This is a genomic window from Amycolatopsis coloradensis (assembly GCF_037997115.1).
Classification (GTDB): domain Bacteria; phylum Actinomycetota; class Actinomycetes; order Mycobacteriales; family Pseudonocardiaceae; genus Amycolatopsis; species Amycolatopsis coloradensis_A.
Map to the genome: position 1 here is coordinate 6,322,821 of NZ_CP150484.1, position 18,389 is coordinate 6,341,209.

General features: G+C 68.6%; 13 protein-coding genes and 1 pseudogene. 12 read left to right on the forward strand and 2 right to left on the reverse strand.

Annotated features, from left to right (window positions below; translation table 11 throughout):
- Nucleotides 1–37: 37 nt before the first annotated feature.
- Together LCL61_RS29555 and LCL61_RS29560 are read right to left on the reverse strand one after the other, a co-directional pair.
- Entirely contained in the window at nt 38–271 is a 234-nt protein-coding gene (locus LCL61_RS29555; protein ID WP_340682788.1) for a CDGSH iron-sulfur domain-containing protein, read from the reverse strand.
- Nucleotides 272–276: 5 nt separating this feature from the next.
- Nucleotides 277–483, reverse strand: coding sequence for a heavy-metal-associated domain-containing protein (locus LCL61_RS29560; RefSeq protein ID WP_125690215.1), 207 nt, complete (start codon nt 481–483; stop codon nt 277–279).
- Nucleotides 484–938: 455 nt separating this feature from the next.
- Between LCL61_RS29560 and LCL61_RS29565 the strand changes: the two genes are divergently transcribed.
- The 12 genes and pseudogenes from LCL61_RS29565 to LCL61_RS29615 all read left to right on the forward strand — a co-directional run bounded on the left by LCL61_RS29565 (nt 939) and on the right by LCL61_RS29615 (nt 18,325).
- On the forward strand, nt 939–1,334 hold the full coding sequence (locus LCL61_RS29565; RefSeq protein ID WP_340682789.1) for a hypothetical protein: 396 nt from the start codon (nt 939–941) through the stop codon (nt 1,332–1,334).
- Between the two features lie 1,795 nt (nt 1,335–3,129).
- Nucleotides 3,130–9,669: a LamG domain-containing protein gene (locus LCL61_RS29570; RefSeq protein ID WP_340682790.1), complete on the forward strand. Its 6,540-nt coding sequence runs from the start codon at nt 3,130–3,132 to the stop codon at nt 9,667–9,669.
- A pseudogene (locus LCL61_RS42710) lies at nt 9,666–9,746 on the forward strand (AMP-binding protein); the annotation flags it as partial. The gene LCL61_RS29570 and the pseudogene LCL61_RS42710, both read left to right, overlap by 4 nt.
- Before the next feature lie 112 nt (nt 9,747–9,858).
- Complete coding sequence (locus tag LCL61_RS42715; protein ID WP_425342069.1) at nt 9,859–10,161, forward strand: AMP-binding protein; 303 nt, start codon at nt 9,859–9,861, stop codon at nt 10,159–10,161.
- The gene (locus LCL61_RS29580; protein ID WP_340682792.1) at nt 10,092–10,391 is read left to right on the forward strand and encodes a hypothetical protein; all 300 of its coding nucleotides are present in this window, start codon (nt 10,092–10,094) and stop codon (nt 10,389–10,391) included. The genes LCL61_RS42715 and LCL61_RS29580 overlap by 70 nt, the downstream gene beginning before the upstream one ends.
- Before the next feature lie 66 nt (nt 10,392–10,457).
- A complete protein-coding gene (locus LCL61_RS29585; protein WP_340682793.1) occupies nt 10,458–10,937 on the forward strand; it encodes an N-acetyltransferase in 480 nt (159 codons plus the stop codon).
- An 849-nt stretch (nt 10,938–11,786) separates the two neighbouring features.
- On the forward strand, nt 11,787–11,957 hold the full coding sequence (locus LCL61_RS29590) for a hypothetical protein (protein WP_340682794.1): 171 nt from the start codon (nt 11,787–11,789) through the stop codon (nt 11,955–11,957).
- A 142-nt stretch (nt 11,958–12,099) separates the two neighbouring features.
- A complete protein-coding gene (locus LCL61_RS29595) occupies nt 12,100–13,215 on the forward strand; it encodes an iron ABC transporter permease (RefSeq protein ID WP_340682795.1) in 1,116 nt (371 codons plus the stop codon).
- Nucleotides 13,212–14,024, forward strand: coding sequence for an ABC transporter ATP-binding protein (locus tag LCL61_RS29600; RefSeq protein WP_340682796.1), 813 nt, complete (start codon nt 13,212–13,214; stop codon nt 14,022–14,024). The genes LCL61_RS29595 and LCL61_RS29600 overlap by 4 nt, the downstream gene beginning before the upstream one ends.
- Nucleotides 14,017–15,015 (forward strand): ABC transporter substrate-binding protein, encoded by a 999-nt coding sequence (locus LCL61_RS29605; RefSeq protein ID WP_340682797.1) that lies wholly within the window; start codon nt 14,017–14,019, stop codon nt 15,013–15,015. The genes LCL61_RS29600 and LCL61_RS29605 overlap by 8 nt, the downstream gene beginning before the upstream one ends.
- Nucleotides 15,012–16,670 (forward strand): ABC transporter ATP-binding protein/permease, encoded by a 1,659-nt coding sequence (locus LCL61_RS29610; RefSeq protein WP_340682798.1) that lies wholly within the window; start codon nt 15,012–15,014, stop codon nt 16,668–16,670. The genes LCL61_RS29605 and LCL61_RS29610 overlap by 4 nt, the downstream gene beginning before the upstream one ends.
- Complete coding sequence (locus LCL61_RS29615) at nt 16,667–18,325, forward strand: ABC transporter ATP-binding protein (RefSeq protein ID WP_340682799.1); 1,659 nt, start codon at nt 16,667–16,669, stop codon at nt 18,323–18,325. Before LCL61_RS29610 ends, LCL61_RS29615 begins: the two co-directional genes overlap by 4 nt.
- The last annotated feature ends 64 nt before the right edge of the window (nt 18,326–18,389 follow it).

Below are 18,389 nucleotides of genomic sequence, written 5' to 3' on the forward strand. Positions count from 1 at the left end.
TTCCGATCTGGGTGACCTTCACGTCACCCGCCCGCTTCTATTCCACCTCAACAACTGCCCTGGTCGCTGTGAATCCGGTCCGGACATGGGCGCCGTCGCAGAACGGCTTCTTCGCCGAATTCCCGCACCGGCACAGCAAGTAGGTGCGTCCGGTCAGTTCGTATTCCTCGCCGTCGTGGTCGACCAGCCGGACGGGCCCTTTCACCTGATACGGCCCGTTGTTCACAACCTTGATGACGACAGCTGGTTCAGTTCCGGTCTCCTCGGTCATCGACGTCAGCCGACCACCTCGTAGCCAGCCTCTTTGACCGCGGACCGCACCAGCTGCGCGTCGACCGGCCCCTCGCTCACGACGGTCACCTCGCCGGTCGCGATATCCGCGTCCACCTCGCTGACCCCGGCGACACCGTTCACCGCCGTCGTCACCTTGTTCATGCATCCCGAGCAGGTCATGCCCTTGACCGTGTACACGGTGGTGTCCATCAGCTCTCACCCTTCGGTTCGACAACTCGTTTCGCGGCGATCCCTTCGCCGTCACGCCACCACACTAACATTACCCCCGTAGGGTATGTAAAGAAGCTGTCGTCCCTGTCCCCCAACAAAGATCGGCCTCCCGAGCCGCGCGGGGGCGTACTACCTCCGCAGGCCCAGCAACAACAACCGCGGCCGCTCGGACAGGTTCACCGACCACGAGAACGCTCTCTACCTTCGAGAAGACGCCCTGCTCGACGCCGTCGCCAAGTTCTTCGCCGACCGCGTCTTCGGTCCTGACCGGCGCACGGTCCTCGAAGCCGACCTGGCAGGCCCCGACGATCGCGCCCAACCGAACGCAGGGAACGAGCGCGGATCCAGCGACAGCTCGCCGAGATCGCCAAGACGCAGGCATCGATCCTGAAGCAAGCACAACAAGGGGACCCGGACGACCCTTTACGGCCGCTTTGCGAGGCAGCTACAACGAACTGGCCAAGGACGAGAAACATCTCCAGGTGAAGATCGCCGCTCTCGACGAGGTGGATTCGGCAACGCCTCAGGGGATGACAGCCGATGAAGTGCCTCTGATCGACGCGCTTCCCTATCTCGCGACAAACCTCGCAAAGGCGCCAGAACCGTACCTGCGGGCGCTGTTCGAAGCCGTCCAGCTCGCCATCGTGGTCCACGACGACGGCGAACATGCGACGATCACGATCAAGCTCCCGGAGATCGCTCAGGTAGCGGAAAAGGATCACCGAACCCATGAACCCTCAGACCTCCCGGCGCAGCGCACCGGCTCGGCTTGTGAGGTTCCTGTTGGCGCCCCCGGACAGGCTCCTCCAGCCGGAAGGGCCTGCCGTTGAAGCTGGCTACGCCCCGACTTCTGCCGCTGCTCAGTTCAGCGGAGCGAGAAACGTACGCCTGCTAATGAATCCCGCCTTGACTGGTCACCGACGGATCGAACAGGAACGCCTGCCACTCGACCTCGCCGTTCACTCAATCGCGCACGGTGGTGGACAGTCCGATCGTCCAGCATCCGACGAGGGGTCGCATTCGGGTGCGAAGGTCACTCCCCCGCTGTCACAGACCACTATCGACCCGGTCGCCCGGAGTTCCGCGGCGACAAACACGGGCGCGTGCGTGGCTCCGGGCATCGTGATCGTCCAGGTCGCCGAAGTGCGCGGCGACGCGGTCGATCAGATGGTCTTCTCGACGGTAGATGATCGTCTTCGGACGTCCGGCGGTGGACTGTCGGGCGCTGGAGTGGCCGTGGCGGCAGCGAAAGCCGGGGCGGTCGTGCACCCAGTGCGAGTCCATCCGCCGCGTGCACACCCCACACCGCACCAACCCAGCGAGAGCGTAACTCCGGATCGCGCCGTCCTGCGCGGCCCGTGCTGAACGTATCTGCTGGGCAGCAAAAAAAGTCCTCCTCGCCGACCAACGCAGGATGTGCAGGTCTCGGGACACCGCGGGACCGTGCGCCGAGTCTGCGCCAGCCGGACGGCGACCCCACACCAGCCGGCCGGTGTAGCGAGGGTTGGCCAGAATCACAGCGACTGTCCGATGCCGGTTACGGCCAGGATCAACCCGCGACGGGCACGGCACACCCCTGACGGCGACACGTCCCCAGACGACCAGAAGGAGCATGGGGCGAGAAGAGCGACATCGATGCGCCCTGGGAGCGGATCACGACATAGCTGCGCATCCATACGCCCGTCACCACCGCCACACTCCGCCCCCGGCACCCGCCGAGGACATTCGCGTGCCCCAGATCGCGGTACGACAGGTACTCCAGGACGAACTGCGCAGTGGTGGAGCCAGATGGACGGGGTCGATGTCGACGCGACTACCGCACCGCTTTCACCTTTCCTGAGGCACATATGCCACTTCCGGAGGCACGTGTACGAGAGGAATGGGCCAGCCTGAACGCCCATACCGACGTGGGCTGCTGCCACCTCAACGGGAACCACCTACGCTCCGCAGGCGCCGCCACCGCCCGACGCCTCGATCAGCACAACACCGGACCGGAATACCGACCGGTGCCAGGAGAGACGTTGATCTGCGACAACGGCGCTCTAACCTGGTCATGACCCATATCACGACACAGGCCACACTGATTCACCGAGTTATCCGGTCAACGACATGTTCACCCTCGGCTGCGGCGGCCCCGAACTCGGCAGCCACCTTCCGGCGCCGGTGGCACTGCACCCGGGAACACCCGCGGTGAAACCGCTACTCCGCTGATCGGGAACACGTTCCTGAGCGGTGGCCTCCTTCGGTGGCGCCCGGGCCAACTGTGTCCTGGCCGTCGACCGGAACGATCTCGTCATCGGCGGCGGCCTCATCGGCTTGCCGGGTTCGACGGGAAGACCCCCGCACCGGAAGACATGGCCTGGCAGGCGGTCGCACCGCCCAGCGGCCATCGGCGCCGTCCTCGTCGTTCACGGCGGCACGGTCTACCGGCTTCAGGAGAACTCGACCTCCGCGCTGATACCCCGAGAAACACACTGTCGGAAAGCCATCGTCCCGAACAGGCTCACCAACCGCCGTCCGGAAAAACGGTGCGTCACCTTCTTTCACTATTCCAGGGGGCTGTCCGCGTGCTCCTGCCTCAATAACATGAAAGATCGCCGACATTTCCCCGAGTGAGGAATGGCTATGACGACCTCGGAACAGACCTGGCCCTCGACCGACTGCAACGGTATTACGCTGGTCGATCCCGTCGGTCTCACCCTCGCGGGAACAGTGGTGCTACTCGCCCGAAAAGCCGCCACGACGGTCAATTCGCTGTACTACAACGTACGTGTCTCCGGGACGGATCCCGGCGTTCCCCAGGAATGGGCGGGCTGGAACGAACTGCGGCTCACCGGGAGAACCGCCGGGTCGGCGGACGACCGTCCACTGTTGCGGATCGCCGGCATGGACCTGATCACCGTCGATTCGGCCGCCGCCGCTCCGAAGCCCGCGGACGCGCCTTTCCGGGCCGTCACCGACGGCAGGTACATCTCGTGCTTCCGCCAGTCCGCCACCGGCACTCTCTACGTGGATCGCTTCGCGCTCGTGCGGACTCCGCCACAGCACACCAGCGGCTCGCGTGACGGTGAGAACCAAGGCGACTGGCGGATGGAGCGGGTGTGGGAGGTGCGGTACCGGCGCAGTGAGCGCCGCGACGCGCCAGCGGGCCCCGGCGACGAACTCGGCTTCCGCAACATGATCGACGAGCCGTTCCCGGAGCCCACCATCGAACTGTCGGCGCTGTCCGGTATCACCGGCGGCCGTTTCGACGTCGTTCTCGCGCCCACTTCGGACGCCGATGTCCGCCGCTGGCACATCATCGCCGTCACCGGCGAAGTCCTCACCTTCGTCTCGTATCCGCAGAACAGCACGGGCGGCATCGAGGTCGATCCGGCGCTGGCACGTACCTTCACGATCACCCCCACGCTCTGGAATTCGGGAAAGAGCACCCCGTTGACCCCGACCGCCGGTGTCGGCGCGAGCCTGTACGCCGAGCAGGAAAGGACCGGCGCGGAGCCGAGTCTGCCGTCGAGCCTGCGCCGGGCCGTCCGGCTGGGCGTCACCGTCCCGGTCGCCAACGCCGGGGCCGGACTGCCGGGAGCGCTGGCCGTCTACGACTTCGGCGTGCTGCCGGACGGGACCATTCCGATGTTCCCGGCGGGGATCGGCTGTGTGCTGATCGACGGCACGCTGAACGGCGGCGGTTTCACCCCGGGCACCGGCGACCACCCCGTCCCCGCCAAGGCGGTGCGCTCGGCCGGTGCCGGCACGGTGAGCGCGGTCCTGCTGGGCACGCCGAGACCGGCCGCCGCACCCGCCGTCCTCGACAGTGCCGACGGCCTCGTGCACTGCTACTTCCCCCAGCCGTCCAGCCCGGCGGGCACCGAAGCGTTCGCGGTCGCCCAGTACGACCCCACGGTGACCAGGACCCGGCTCACGATGCCCTGGAACGCCGACGACCAGAGCGGCACGTTCACACTGATCGCCCGGCGCAGTGGCAGCACGTTCGACGACGTCGTGGCGACCGTGGCGCCCTGCGTCCGTGACGGCGTCACCGCGTCCGACCTCTGCGACGTGACGATCGACTACGGCACCGCCGCCGGCGTGCCGCACGAGAACTGGGGCGGTGTCCCGCGAGACGTCCGGACCATGGTCTCGGTCCTCAACGGAGCGTTCTCCGACGACCCCGCCGACAAGGCGGTCCTGTCCGGAGCCCGGCCGTTCTACGACTTCCTGGGCCACCAACCGTCAGTACGGTTGCCCCTGGCCTCCGCGGGCAGGCTCGTGCTGATCTCCCACCGTCCCGACATGCCGCTCTCCCGGGTCGAGGTCACCGCTGCCGCGAACGGGACCGTGGATCTGATCATGCGCTACACCTCCGACACCGGTGTCACCGCGGTGCAGACCTGGCAGGCGGTGCCGGCAGGCACCGTCAACGCGGCGCCGGTCCTCAACGGTGACGCGGATCCGGCGACCTACCCCTATCACCGGGCCGCGGCCGACACACCCGTCTACGCGTTGAGCACCGGCGGTGGCAGCATCCTGCTCTTCGGCAAGACGACCGGGAACCCGTCGCTGACGATCTCACCGGCGGACGGCGATCCGGCGCACTGCACCATTTCCCTCGTCACCGGCGGACGGCCCGCCGTGAAACTCGAGAACGTTCCCCGTGACCAGGCGGGTTTCGTCGCACGGTTGCGTGCCTGGAGCGCGGCCGACGCGGTGTTCAGCTACATCTCCGCCGATCCGAAACCCGGGCCTGTCGCCGACCAGACCTTCACCATTCCCCTGGATCTGCGCGGCGGCTCGGTGCTGTTCGACGTGCTCCAACCGGCCGACGTGGGAGACCTCACCGCCGGGCAGGTCGACGCGGCGAGCTGGCAAGGACGTTCGCTGACCCCGGCACCACCGGACGGCACCGTCGGCCGGGCGATGATCGCGATGACCGCGCTCGCGCCGGAAGGCCCGCTGTTCGGCCAGGCACCGCGGGCGGTGGACGGCACGAGTACCCGGACGGTGACCGGCGACAACGGCAAGTGGCTGGCCGCCCACCAGGCGAAAGCCCTCACGCTGAACGGCCGCCAGGCGATGAGCGTCGCGCTCACCAACACCCAGCTGGCGCCGCGACCGGCTTGGACCATGGAATCCTGGATCCGGCCGGAAGACAGCGACCCGGCCACGGTGATCACCTACGACAACGGGCCGGCGAAGGGGCTGGGCGAACTCACGCCGTCCTACTATCTCGGCGTCGCCGGCCTGCCCACGGTGCGCTTCGGTGCCTTCACCCAAAAGAACAACGCCAAAAGCTCCTACCTCGCGGTGCCGTCGAACTCGGCGTTCACGCCCGGCCCCACCGGGTTCACCTGGGAGGCGTGGATCAAACCGGACCAGAAGCCGTGTCCCAAGGCGAACCGGCTCGGCAGCGTCCTGCAGGTCTGCGACGCGAAGAGTAAAAGCAAGCCGCTGCTCAATCTCGGTCTCGACGTCGGGCGCCACCTGTCGCTGGGCTACCGGCCGCAAAGCCACGAGCCGAAGTCGAGCTACCTCACGGCCGGGAATCCCCTGCCCGCCGGTGTTTGGTCGCATGTCGCGGCGACGGGGGCATGGCAGAACGGGACCTGGACGCTGAAGATCTACGTCGGCGCCGTGCTGGTCAACACCGTGCGGAACGTCAAGCTGCAACCACCGTCGAAGTCGACCTCGCCGTCGCTGGCGATCGGCGCGGCGATCGGCCCGCACGTCAGCATGTTCGGCGCGCTGTCGGATGTGCGTCTCTGGTCCTTCGCCAGGACGGCCGCGGAACTGCGCCAGACGAACACCGCCGCGCTGACCGGAAACGAACCGGGGCTGGAGGGCGCCTGGTCCTTGGCCGAGGGGCACACCACCGCCAAGTCGGTCTTCGCCAACCACGCGACCGCGACCGGGTCCGCGCTCGACGCGCAACTGAAGCTCGCCAAAACCCAAACGGTCGGCTCCAGCGATGACGACCCGTTCCTCGGCATCGTCGCCGGCGTCGGCGGGACGGCGCCAGTGCGAGCCCGGGCACGCCTGCGTTCCGGCGAGTGGAACCATGTGGCTGTCAGCTATCAGGCGGCCGGTGCACTGAAACTGAACCTCGCGGGCGCGGCCTCGGCTCCGCCTGCCTACGGCGTCTGCCCCGAACCCGGCGACCTCGCGTTCGACGGCCAGTTCAGCATCGACTGCTGGGTGCAGGGGGCGGGCTCCATCGGTCTGCAACAGACGATCCTCGCGCAGTGGGGAGAATCCGGAAAGGACCAGTCGTTCCGGCTCGCGCTGGACTCCGACGGGAATCCGTTCTGCACGGCCGGATTCGCCGACCCGGCGAGTGGTGACCGGACCCGGCTGACCGTGCGGAGCAGCGCATCCGTCCTGACCGGCCCGGCCGTCCACATCGCCGTGACGCTGACTTCGGCTCAGGTCAAGGCGGGCCTGCGGTGCACGCTCACGATCTACGTCAACGGTTTCGAGAACGGAACGGCGCAGACGACACTGACTGGCGCGAAAACCGTGACGTCCGTCGATTCCTCGGCACCACTGACACTCGGCATCGGCACTCCGCCGTCGAAGGCGGGCCGGGTGGCCTTGGAAGCGCAAGCGCGCTTCACCGGTGCCTTGGGCGGGCTGCGATTCTGGTCGACAGGCTTGTCGGCGGCCCAGGTGCGGTCGGTGCTGCGGCGCAATCAAGCCGCCGACACCGACCACGGCGTGGTTTCGGCGTGGTGGTTCGCCGAAGGTTCCGGCAATGTCGCCGCGGATTCGGTGAACGACAACGACTTCCTGCTCACCGACACGGATCTGTGGGGTGTGCTCCAGAACATCGGCCGGTACCGGTGCTACCACGACGGCCTGCCGATCGGGTCTGTGCTGCCCGCGGGCGAAGTCGACGGCTATCTCGGGTACGACCAATGCACCTTCGGCGCCTACCAGCAGAGTGCGGGAAAGTTCCAGGACACCCTCACCGGTTCGCTGGCCGAGGTACGGATCTGGCGCTCCGCGCGCACCCGCTCCCAGATCACGTCCACCCTGTTCCGGAAGCTGAAGGGCGACGAGACCGACCTGGCGGGCTACTGGTCACTGGACAAGACCAGCGCGGACCTGACCGGCCGGGGCGCGAACGGGCGTCTCATCGGCGCACCCGGCTATGTCGCCTCCACCGCGCCTGTCGCGAACGAGGGTCCTCAGCTCACCAACGTCTACCAAGGTCCGCGAACCCGGTTCCAGCGCCCGCTTTCCGGCAGGGCCGCAGTCGTCGAATACCCGGAGATGGAGACCCACGGGGACGGCACGCCCTACGCGGTGATGCGTCGTGCCTATTTCTTCGAAGACACCGCGCTCACGTTGTCCACCGGCTACGGCATGGGCGAGACGGATCTGGTGTACCTGGGCCAGGTCCAGACCCGGCCCACGCTGATCGGGTACATCGAGGGCGCGCCGCCGGTGCCCAGCGAGAACCTGTCCCGCCCGCTCTACGACAGCCCGTTCGGCTACAACTCCTATCAGGACGCGTCCACGGTCACCGTCCGGTCCGAGGAGAGCACGTCGGTCAAGTTCACGTCGTCGGACTACAAAACCGCGTTGAAAATGGAGATCGACACGAAAGCCGGGGTCGCCGCGAAATGGGCGGACAGCGCGTCCGTGCCGGCATGGACGCATCTGCTCACCGCCGGTACCGGGAAGATCGGCGCCCGGCACAAGTCGAACCTGGAAATCGCCCGCCAGCGGGACGAAACGTACCTCTCCGCGTGGACCCGCACCACGACGGACACCTTGGGGCTGCGAGGAATGTGGGAACAGGCGCGGACGGACCGGTCGGACTACCTCAACCCGGTGGTCGGCCGCCGCTACCAGCCGCTGAACCTCGGGTACGCCCTCGTCGAGTCGATGACGGCCGATCTGTACGCGATGCGGCTGCGCTCCACCGGGGCGATGGTCGGCAAGATGGTGCTGCCCGATCTGGACATCCCGCCGGACCGCAATATCATCACCTTCCAGATCGACCCGCGCTATGTGAAGAACGGGACGCTGGACGGGAAGGTCGGCCTGGTCAACGACCCCGACTTCCCGCGCGCCGACGTCGCCAGAGGCAGCTACTTCAAACCGGACGAGGCCTACCGGCTGGCCGCGAGAATAGCGAAGTCCGACGCGGCCATGCGGAGCAGGTACAACCAGTTCAAGGCGGCGAGCCTCGGCGAGAAAGGCAGCGCCGATCTGGACGGGATCAAGGACGAGCAGTTCTACGACTTCGGCAGGGACGTCCCGACCCGCGGCATCGCCAACCGGTACGTCTGGACGGCGTCCGGCGGCCTGCACACCGAAACCGAGCAGTTCTCCGCCGCCCACGAACGCGTCTACACGGGATTCAGCGACTACACGCATCTGACCGGCCTCACCGGCGAGATCACCTTCACCGCCCAATACGGTCTGTACGGCGCGATCGACGCGTTGTTCGGCGGACACGTCAAAGTCCAGGTCGGCAAGTCGGAGAACGAGTCGCGAGGCTTCTCACTGGCGGTGACCTGCCCTGGCGATCCGATGCTGCAGGGCTACCACGCGGAGACCGGCTACACCCCGGATTACTGCCCCGGCAAGGTCGACGCCTACCGGTTCATGTCGATCTACCTGCCGCCTTCGGCGGACAATGGCGACACGTTCCACGATCAGGTGATCGACAAGGAATGGCTGAACTCCAGTAGCGACCCGGACGCGGTGGCCCTGCGCAACGTCCAGCTGACCGGGCAGGGCGCGTGGCGGCTGCTGCACCGGGTCACCTACGTCAGCCGGGTACCGCCGCAGTTCGACACCAATCCGGACCAGACGGTCTCCGACGAGCCCGCGCAGGTGATCGACCTGGCCGACAACCCGCTGCTGATCGAACTGGTCGAGGACGAGGTGCCGGCCGAGCACCCCTCCCCCGTAGACATCGGGAACGGGGTGGCGAACGTTCTGGCGCCGCTGGACGGCCACACCGCATCGAAACTCGGCGATCTCGTACCGTGGTGGGCGGCGTTCCTCGCCGCGACCCGGCTCGCGAAGCCGGATCCCGCGAAAGTGGCGCTGTTGAACCGGATCCTGACCGACACGGTGGCGTACTTCCAAGCCGGATACGCCTCCGGTCTGCTGCCGCGGCCGGAAAAGGGTGCCGCGGGCACCTCGTTCCGGTGACCGCGGACGATCAGGCCTACCTGATCTACACGTCGGGCTCGACCGGGCGTCCCAAGGGCACCCGGATCGACCACCGCGCGCTGGCGAACCTGATCACCCGCTTCGCCGAAGCACTCGACGCCCGCGAGAGGTCGATGCTGTGGGTGACGGCGTTCAGCACTGTTCCTGCCACTGGCCACCGGCGGCACGCTGGTCGTCGCACCGGACGAGGCGCGCACCCACGGCGCGACGCTCCGGCACGACGTTTCGATCCTTTCGGCGACGCCGACCACCTGGCGTCTCGTCCTCGACGAGGTGGCCGATCGGCTGACCGACCGCATGGTGATCATCGGCGACGAACCACTGCCCTCGCCGCTCGCCAGGAAGCTGACCGCTACCGGGTGCACGTTGCTCAACCTGTACGGACCGACCGAGGCCACCGTGTGGTCGAGCGGAGGCGTGATCAAGGCAGCGCCTGCCTGTCGTCCGGCTACCGCGGAAAGCCGGAGCTGACCGCGGAACGGTTCGGCGAGCATCCCGAGTTCGGCCGGTTCTACCGGACCGGCGACCTGGCCCGCTGGACGCACGACGGGCAACTGGAGATCTGCGGCCATCGCGAAGTGCGAACCGGGCGAATACGCGATCCGGAAGTCCGTGGCCGCATAGCCGCGCAGGGGGTGTTCGTCATCACGGACCTCGTCGAGGCGAACACCCTCCCAGACGCGCGGCGAACCCTGGCCTGATCGCCCGCGGAACCCTGTCCGGAAACTCAGGTGCAAGAAGGCCGGACGGCCGCTACGGTCCCGGCTATGATCTCGGAAGAGTTCGTGCCGGCAGGTTTCGTCCCTCCGACCTCACTCGTGACGGAACGGTTCCGCCTGGAACCGCTGGGACCGCAGCACAATTCGGCCGACCACACCGCATGGATGTCGAGTATCGAGCACATTCGCTCCACTCCCGGCTATCCCGACGGCGACTGGCCGCCTCGCTACGGCATGACTCCCGAAGAGAACCTCACCGATCTTCACCGCCACGCCTCGGACTTCGCGCGACGCACCGGGTTCACCTTCACCGTCCTCGGCCCGGCCGACGACGTCGTCATCGGTTGTGTGTACCTGTACCCCCCGGACTCCGAAGAGTGGGATGTCACGGTGCAATCCTGGGTACGGGCCGACAAAGCGGAACTCGACGCGGCACTCGCCGACGCCGTCGCGCGCTGGCTCGCCTCGGAATGGCCGTGGAAACGCGTGGACCGCTGCGGTCGCGAGACCGGCGATCACCGCTTCTGAGCTGGTACCCGTCTCGCTTCCATCGTGCCGCTGTTGCCGCGATGACTTCTCAGCTCCAGGCGAACAGGTCCGGCGCCTTGTCATCGACCGCCTCACGCCTGAAGAACTCGACCAGTTCGCCGACCTCGCCGCAAGATCCTCGAGAACCTGCAAGCGGACCAGCCGCCCGAGCGGGGCGCGAGGTGAGCGATGAACGACGACGATTCCCTCCGGCACCACCGGGAGCTGCTCGCCTCGCGCCCTCACTCGCGAACGCGCTCTGCGTGACCGCCGTGGCGGAGCCCGACACGGACGGCGTGACGGCGCGTTTCGGGGCCGAATCAGCGCCGGACGGATTCCACGGTTCCCTGCCGAAGGTTTCGCAAAGCCGTCAGCCGTGGTTCGAGGGCGTTCAGCGTCTATTGGAATGTCGATGACGACTCGTCTTTCGGCTTCGCCGAGGACGGCAGGCTGCTGGCGGGCTTCGCTCTGAACGAACCCTGGCGATCGCTTCGGTCAGGAGCCCACCTCCCTGGACACAAGACTCGGAGATCTGCCTTTCGGGGGTCCGATTGGAAAGCCGCCGGTCTCGCCGCGATGGAACTGCTCAGCGGGATATGGCTCGGCGAGCACTGGCTCACGGCGTCGCACCGGGTGCCTGAAAGTCAGGCCGATCGGCACGGAACTGGTGCCCGAGGATCTTGCCGGGGATCCAGCCCTGGCCGACCCGGAACTTCAAGGGATCCTCGCCGGCCCGCGGCCTGACAAGTCATCGCCGAGGCACTCTCCGCTCTGCGCGGACCGCGCGATGAGCGCGCCGCGCACGCCGCCCGTCTCGAGCGGGAATGGAACTCGGCGGGCCAGGACCCCGTGCGAGCCAACGTCTCGCGCGTCTTGCTCGGCGCGTTCGACGACGACCCCGTCGAAGCCGCGCGTAAAGCCCACTGGGCAGCGGGGTACGTCATCCGCCGCGACCGGGCCGCACAGCTCCGTCTCGAAGTGCTCGACCGTTGCCGGCGCGCGGCGTCTCTCGAGGGCTGAGAACGGAAAGCGACCGCACGATGTCGTGACCGACTCGACCCGCCAAGCTGTGATGATAATCATTACCGATTATCTGTTGATAACGATTATCGGGTGCGGTTAGGCTCCGGTGTCCTTCCACCACAGATCGATCGGCGTCCCCATGGTTGTTCGTTCGCGGCCGTCCGCGTCGCCCTCGGGCGTTCGCGACCGGCAGGCGGCACTTGCCCGGTCCCGGCTTCTGCACCGGGGGACGGTCACGGTCCTCGCTGTCGCGATCCTCGTGATGCTGGTCGTATCCGGTTCGGTGGGGACGGTCGAGGTCGGGCTCGCGGACGCGGCCCGGATCGTGGTCGGTCATCTGGTGCCGAACGTGCCGTGGATGTCGGACGGCAGCCTGACCGTGTTGCAGGACCAGGCGGTATGGCAGTTCCGGCTCCCTCGCGCGCTGCTGGCGGGGCTCGCCGGGGCGGGACTGGCGCTGGCCGGGGCGATCATGCAGGTGATCGTGCGCAACCCGCTCGCGGAGCCGTACCTGCTCGGTGTGTCGTCCGGCGCGGGTGTCGGCGCGGTTCTCGTGATCACCTTCGGTTCGGCCGCCGTGGGCGGGCTTCCCCTGGGCGCGGCGGCCTTCGCCGGGGCCTTGGTGGCCAGTGTGTGCGTCGCGCTGGTCGCCCGGCATCGCGGCATCCTGTCGCCGACCAGGATGATCCTTTCCGGTGTCGCCCTCGGTTCCCTGTTCAGCGCGATCACGAGCTATCTGACGCTGACCACTGAGGCGCAGAACGTCTTCAGCGTGCTGTTCTTCTTGCTCGGCAGCGTTTCCGCCGCCTCGATGGCTTCCTTGGCCGTGCCGGCGGTGGCGTTCACGGCCGCCTGTGTCGTCGTCGGACTGCGGACCAGGGCCATGAACGCGCTGCTGAGCGGCGACGAATCCGCGACCGCGCTGGGAGTCGACGTGAACCGGCTCCGTGCCGTGCTTCTCGTGACCGCCGCCCTCCTGACCGGGTCGATCGTGTCGGTCAGCGGCGGCATCGGTTTCGTCGGTCTCGTGATCCCGCATGTGGCGCGGATCCTCGTCGGCTCGGACCATCGCCGGATGCTGCCGGTCACGGTACTCGGCGGCGCCCTGTTCCTCATGGTCGCCGACCTGCTCTCGCGCACGGTCGCGGCGCCTGGCGAAATACCGATCGGGATCCTCACCGCGGTCGTGGGCGCGCCGTTCTTCCTGTGGCTGATGCGCCGGGACACGGCCGCGCGGGCGGGGTTCGGCCGGTGAAGGTCCATTTCCACGACGTCAGCGCCACGCTGGGCGGTAACCAGGTGCTGCGGAATGTGGACATCGAGGTCCGCTCCGGCCGTTTCCTCGGGCTCGTCGGCCCGAACGGCAGCGGCAAGTCGACCTTGCTGCGCACGCTTTACCGCGCCGTCGCGCCGTCATCGGGCCGCGTGCTGCTGGGCGAGCACGACGTGTGGCGCACCGACCGGCGGACCGTCGCCAGGGCGGTGGCGGTGATGACTCAGGAGACGTCGTCCGAGTTCGACCTGACGGTCCTCGACGTCGTGCTCCTGGGCCGGGTGCCCTTCCAGCGCGGATTCGGCCGCGACACCGAAGCCGACCTCGATCTCGCGTGGACCGCGCTCGACCGGGTCGGCGCCACCGACATCGCCGACCGGCCCATCGGACGGCTCTCGGGCGGGCAGCGGCAGCGGGTGATGCTGGCCCGCGCGCTGGCGGCGGACTCCCCCGTCCTCGTCCTCGACGAACCGACCAACCACCTCGACATCGCCTTTCAGCTGGAGCTCATGCGGATCGCGGCCGGGCTCGATCGCACCATCGTCGCCGCCCTGCACGACCTCAACCTCGCGGCCACCTACTGCGACGACATCGCGGTGCTCGACGCCGGCCGCGTCGTCGCCACCGGAACACCGGACGAAGCGCTCGCCCCACGCGTCGTGGAAGACGTGTTCGGAGTCGCCGTCGACCAGCTCACCCATCCACGCGACGGCAGGCCGGTGCTGGTCTTCGGCCGTCATGCGGAGCCCCGTTCACCTCTCAGCACACCCGGAAATGAGACCCATGCGTAAAACCCTGTCCTTTGCCGCGTTCGGTGTCAGCATGTCGCTGATGGCGGGTTGCGGCTCTTCGGTCACTCCGGCCGCGCCGTCGAACAACGCGAGCACGGCGGTCACCGTCTCCAACTGCGGCCGGGACGTCACCGTCAACGCCGTTCCCCGCGCCGCGGTCGGGCTCAGCCCGTCGCAGACGGAACTGTTGCTGCGGCTGGGTCTCGCGGGCTCGCTGGTCGGCCAAGCACAGACCGCCACCGCACCGCTCCCGGAAGACGTGGCCGGACAGGCCGCCGCCATCCCGGTGCTGAGCGAGTCGGGACCGCCGAGCCGGGAGAAGCTCCTGTCCGCGAAGCCGGACTTCGTCTTCTCCCCCACCACCTACGAGTTCACCGCCGAGAAGGGCTTCGCGAGCCTGGAGCAGCTGCGGCAAAGCGGCGTCGCCGCCTATGTCGCCGCGGGCGGATGCGCCGAACGCCGCATGAACGGCACGGTCGAGGATCTCTTCACCGATCTGGAGAACCTCGGCAGGATCTTCGCCGTGCCGGACAAGGCGAAGGCACTGGTCGACCAAGGCCGGGCGGATCTGGCCGCCGTGGACAAGGCCGTCACGGGCCGCCCCAAACCCACCGTCGCCCAGGTGTTCCTGGAAGGCGCCACCGTCACCGCGATCGGCGCGGGCATCGAGTACGACATCATCCGCAGGGCGGGCGGCGACAACGTGTTCTCACCGAAGGACCCGCAGTTCGCCAAGTTCTTCGCCGCGCAGATCACCCCCGAGGCGCTCGCCGAGAAGAATCCCGACGCGATCGTGTTCGCCGTCAACGGGGCCGCGCAGAAGCAGGCGAGCATCGATTACCTCACCCGTACTTTCCCCGCCATGACCGCCGTCCGCGAACAGCGCTTGATCGCGATCGACGCCGCCGACACCTATCCGGGCACCCTCGGGAACATCTCGGTGGTGCGGGAGATCGCGCAACGGCTCCACGCGGACGCGTTCACCCGGTGATCCATCGCAGGCTCCTGCGGCTGGCGGGTGTCGTCCTCGCTCCCGTCCTGCTGCTCGCGGTGCTGTCGATACTCGTGTCGGCCTGCTACGTCGGCGGAGCCGTCCTGACGGCGTCCGTCCTCACCGATCTCACTCGCGGCGGGGGCTTCGCGACCGTGACACCCGCGATCGCGGCGTTGACCGGCGTCGTCGTGGTGCGCGCGATCCTGCTGTGGGCACGGGAGGTCGCCGCGGCCCGGTTCGGCATCGCCATCCGCACCAGGCTGCGCGGCGAGCTTCTGCGCCGCATCACCCTGCTGGGACCGGCCTGGACGCGGGGAGAGCGCGCGGGGGCGATCACGCACACGGTCGTCGACGGGGTCGAAGCCCTCGACGCCTACTACAGCCGTTATCTGCCGCAGCTGCTCGTGACCTGTCTGGTTCCGGCCGCCGTCGCCGGGTGGCTGTTCACCGTGTCCGTCCCCGCCGCCGCGATCCTCGCGACAGCGGTCCTGTGCGCCGTGGCCGTCCCCCGCTTCTGGGATGCCCGGCTGCTCCGGACGGGACGAACCCGGTGGAGCGCCTACGAAAAGCTGGCGGCCGACTATCTGGAGGCGACCCAGTCGATCGCCGTCCTCCGGCTCTTCGGTGCGGGCCGCCGGGCGGGCGAGGCACTCTCCCACCGCGGCGACCGCCTGCACCGGGTCACGATGGCCCAGCTGCGTGTCTCGCTGGTGGAAGCGGGAGTCAGCGCCCTGGCACTGCACCTCGGCCTCGCGGCCACGGTCGTCGTCGCGTGCGCCGGGGTCGTCGGCGGTCAGGCGCCCGCGGCGTCGGTGTTCCTGTTCTTGTTGTGCGCCAGGGAATGCTTCCGCCCGGTGCTCGATCTGTCCGCCCACTGGCACGTCGGCTACCAAGGGCTGGGCGCGGTCGAGGGCATCGACGAGATCATGACGGCGCGTCCGCAGGTCGCCGACACCGGCACCCGCACCGAACCCGCTCGGCACGGGGCTCGGCTGCGGCTGCGGGACGTCGGATACCGCTACCCGAACGGCGCGGGCGTTTCCGGCATCAGCTTCGAATGCGCGCCGGGGAACACGACCGGGATCGTGGGCCCGTCGGGCGCCGGGAAGAGCACGATCGCCCGGCTTCTCGTCCGCGAGGCCGACCCGCAGCAGGGGACGATCGAACTCGACGGAACCCCGATCACCGGGTACACCCTCGCCGCTCTCCGCGCGAGCATCGGCGTCGTCGGCCAGCACACCTATCTTTTCCATGGCACCGTGGAAGAAAACCTCCGGCTCGCCCGGCCGGACGCCACGCACGACGAGATCCGCGCCGCCGCCCACGTCGCGGACGCGATCGAGTTCGTCGAAGCACTCCCCCGCGGCTTCGCGACGGTCCTCACCGAGAACGGGACCCAGTTGTCCGGCGGCCAGCGGCAACGCCTCGCCATCGCCAGGGCCGTGCTCGCCGCGCCTCCGGTGCTGCTGCTCGACGAAGCGACCTCGGCCTTGGACGTCGACACCGAGAAACGCGTCCTCACCCGGCTGGCGGAACACTGCGATGGCACCACCCGCGTCGTGATCGCCCACCGCGAGACCGCCCTGCGTGACGCCGGCGCGATCGTCACGATCGAGTCCGGCCGCGTCACCGGGCAGGCGGTCCACTCGTGAGCGGACCGCTCCGGCGGCTGCTGCCGGTCGTCGGCGAGCGGCGGGCCACCTTCGTCTGGACGGTCGCGAGCAACGCGGCCGTCCAGCTCGGTGCGCTGACGACGACCGTGCTCGGCACGTGGCTGGCCGGGCGGGCCGCGGCGACCAGTACCGCGCCACTGGCCATCGTCGCAACCGCCCTGTGCGGCCTGGCCGTGGTGACCGCGGCGATGACCTGGCGCGAGTCCTGGGTCTCCCACGATCTGGCCTACCGGCTGATCGGCACCTTGCGTGCCCGGGTGTTCGACCGGCTCCGCGTGAGCCTGCCCGACCGCCGGAAGCCACGCAGGAGCGGTGATCTCGTGTCCGTCGCCTTCGCCGACATCGACCGTCTCGAATGGCTCTACGCCCACACCGCGGCCCAAGCACTCACCTCGGCCATGATGGTCGCCGCCACCGCGACCCTGTCGCTCCTCGTCACGCCGTGGCTGCTGCTGGCGTGGGTACCGTTCGTCGTCGTGACCGCGGCGCTGCCGTGGCTGTCCGGCCGAGCGGGAACGCGGCAGGGCACCGAACTCACCGAGGCCGCCGCGACCCTCAACGCCGAACTCGTCGACACCGTCCGGGGACTCGGCGAACTCAGCAGTGCGGGAGCCCTGCACCGTCGCACCGCCGCCCTGGAGAAACGGACGAGTGCGCTGACCGCCGTGCAAACGAGGATCGGCTCCCGGGTCGGCTGGGAGCGCGCTGTCACGGACGCGGCTCTGGCGCTCAGCGCGATCGGCGCGCTCGCGGTCTGCGCGGCGAACCTCGACACGATCGACCGCGCGCTCGCACCGGTCGCCATGGTGCTGGCCACCGCGGCACTCGGCCCGATCGCGCAGATTTCGGATCTGCTGCGCAACGTCGGCACGTTGCGCGCCGCCGGTACCAGGATCACCGAAATCCTCGACCGGGCACCGGCGGTCCAGGAGCCCCGCGCGCCCCGGCCCCTGCCGTCCCGTGATCGCGCGACCGGGCTCGTCTTCGATCACGTGTCCTTCGGTTACCGCGACGACGCTCCGCCGGTCCTGCGCGACGTGTCGTTCACCGTCCGCCCGGGCGAAAGGGTCGCCCTCACCGGGCCGTCCGGGGCGGGCAAGACCACGTGCGCGCTGCTCGCGACCCGGATGTGGGACCCCGACGCCGGCCGCGTCACCCTGGACGGCGTCGACCTCACCGAGCTGACCGACGACGACCTCCGCCGCGCGATCAGCGCCGTTCCCCAGGAACCCGGCCTGCTCACCGGGACGATCGCCACCAACATCCGGCTCGGAAACCCGGATGCCGACGACATCGAAGTCGAACGAGCCGCGCGGCGGGCGGGGATCCTCGACCCGGGAGCCGGATTCCCCGCCGGACTCGCCACCGTCGTCGGCGAATCCGGTGACGGGCTGTCCGGTGGCCAGCGAGCACGAGTCGCCGTCGCAAGGGCGCTGCTGGTGAATCCCAGGATCCTCATCCTCGACGAGGCCACCGCCAACCTCGACCCCGAAGCCGACGAAGCCATCACCGCGGCCCTCGCGTCTGCCGGGAACGACATCGGTGTCCTCGTCATCGCCCACCGCCCCGCCACACTGGCCGGCTGCCACCGGGTAATCGCCTTGCGAGAAGGCGGACGTGCCGGCCGATCGTGAGACGTCACGCGGATCCCGCCTCCGGCCGTCGCGAGATCATGGCTAATCTCGTTCGCGATCGGTC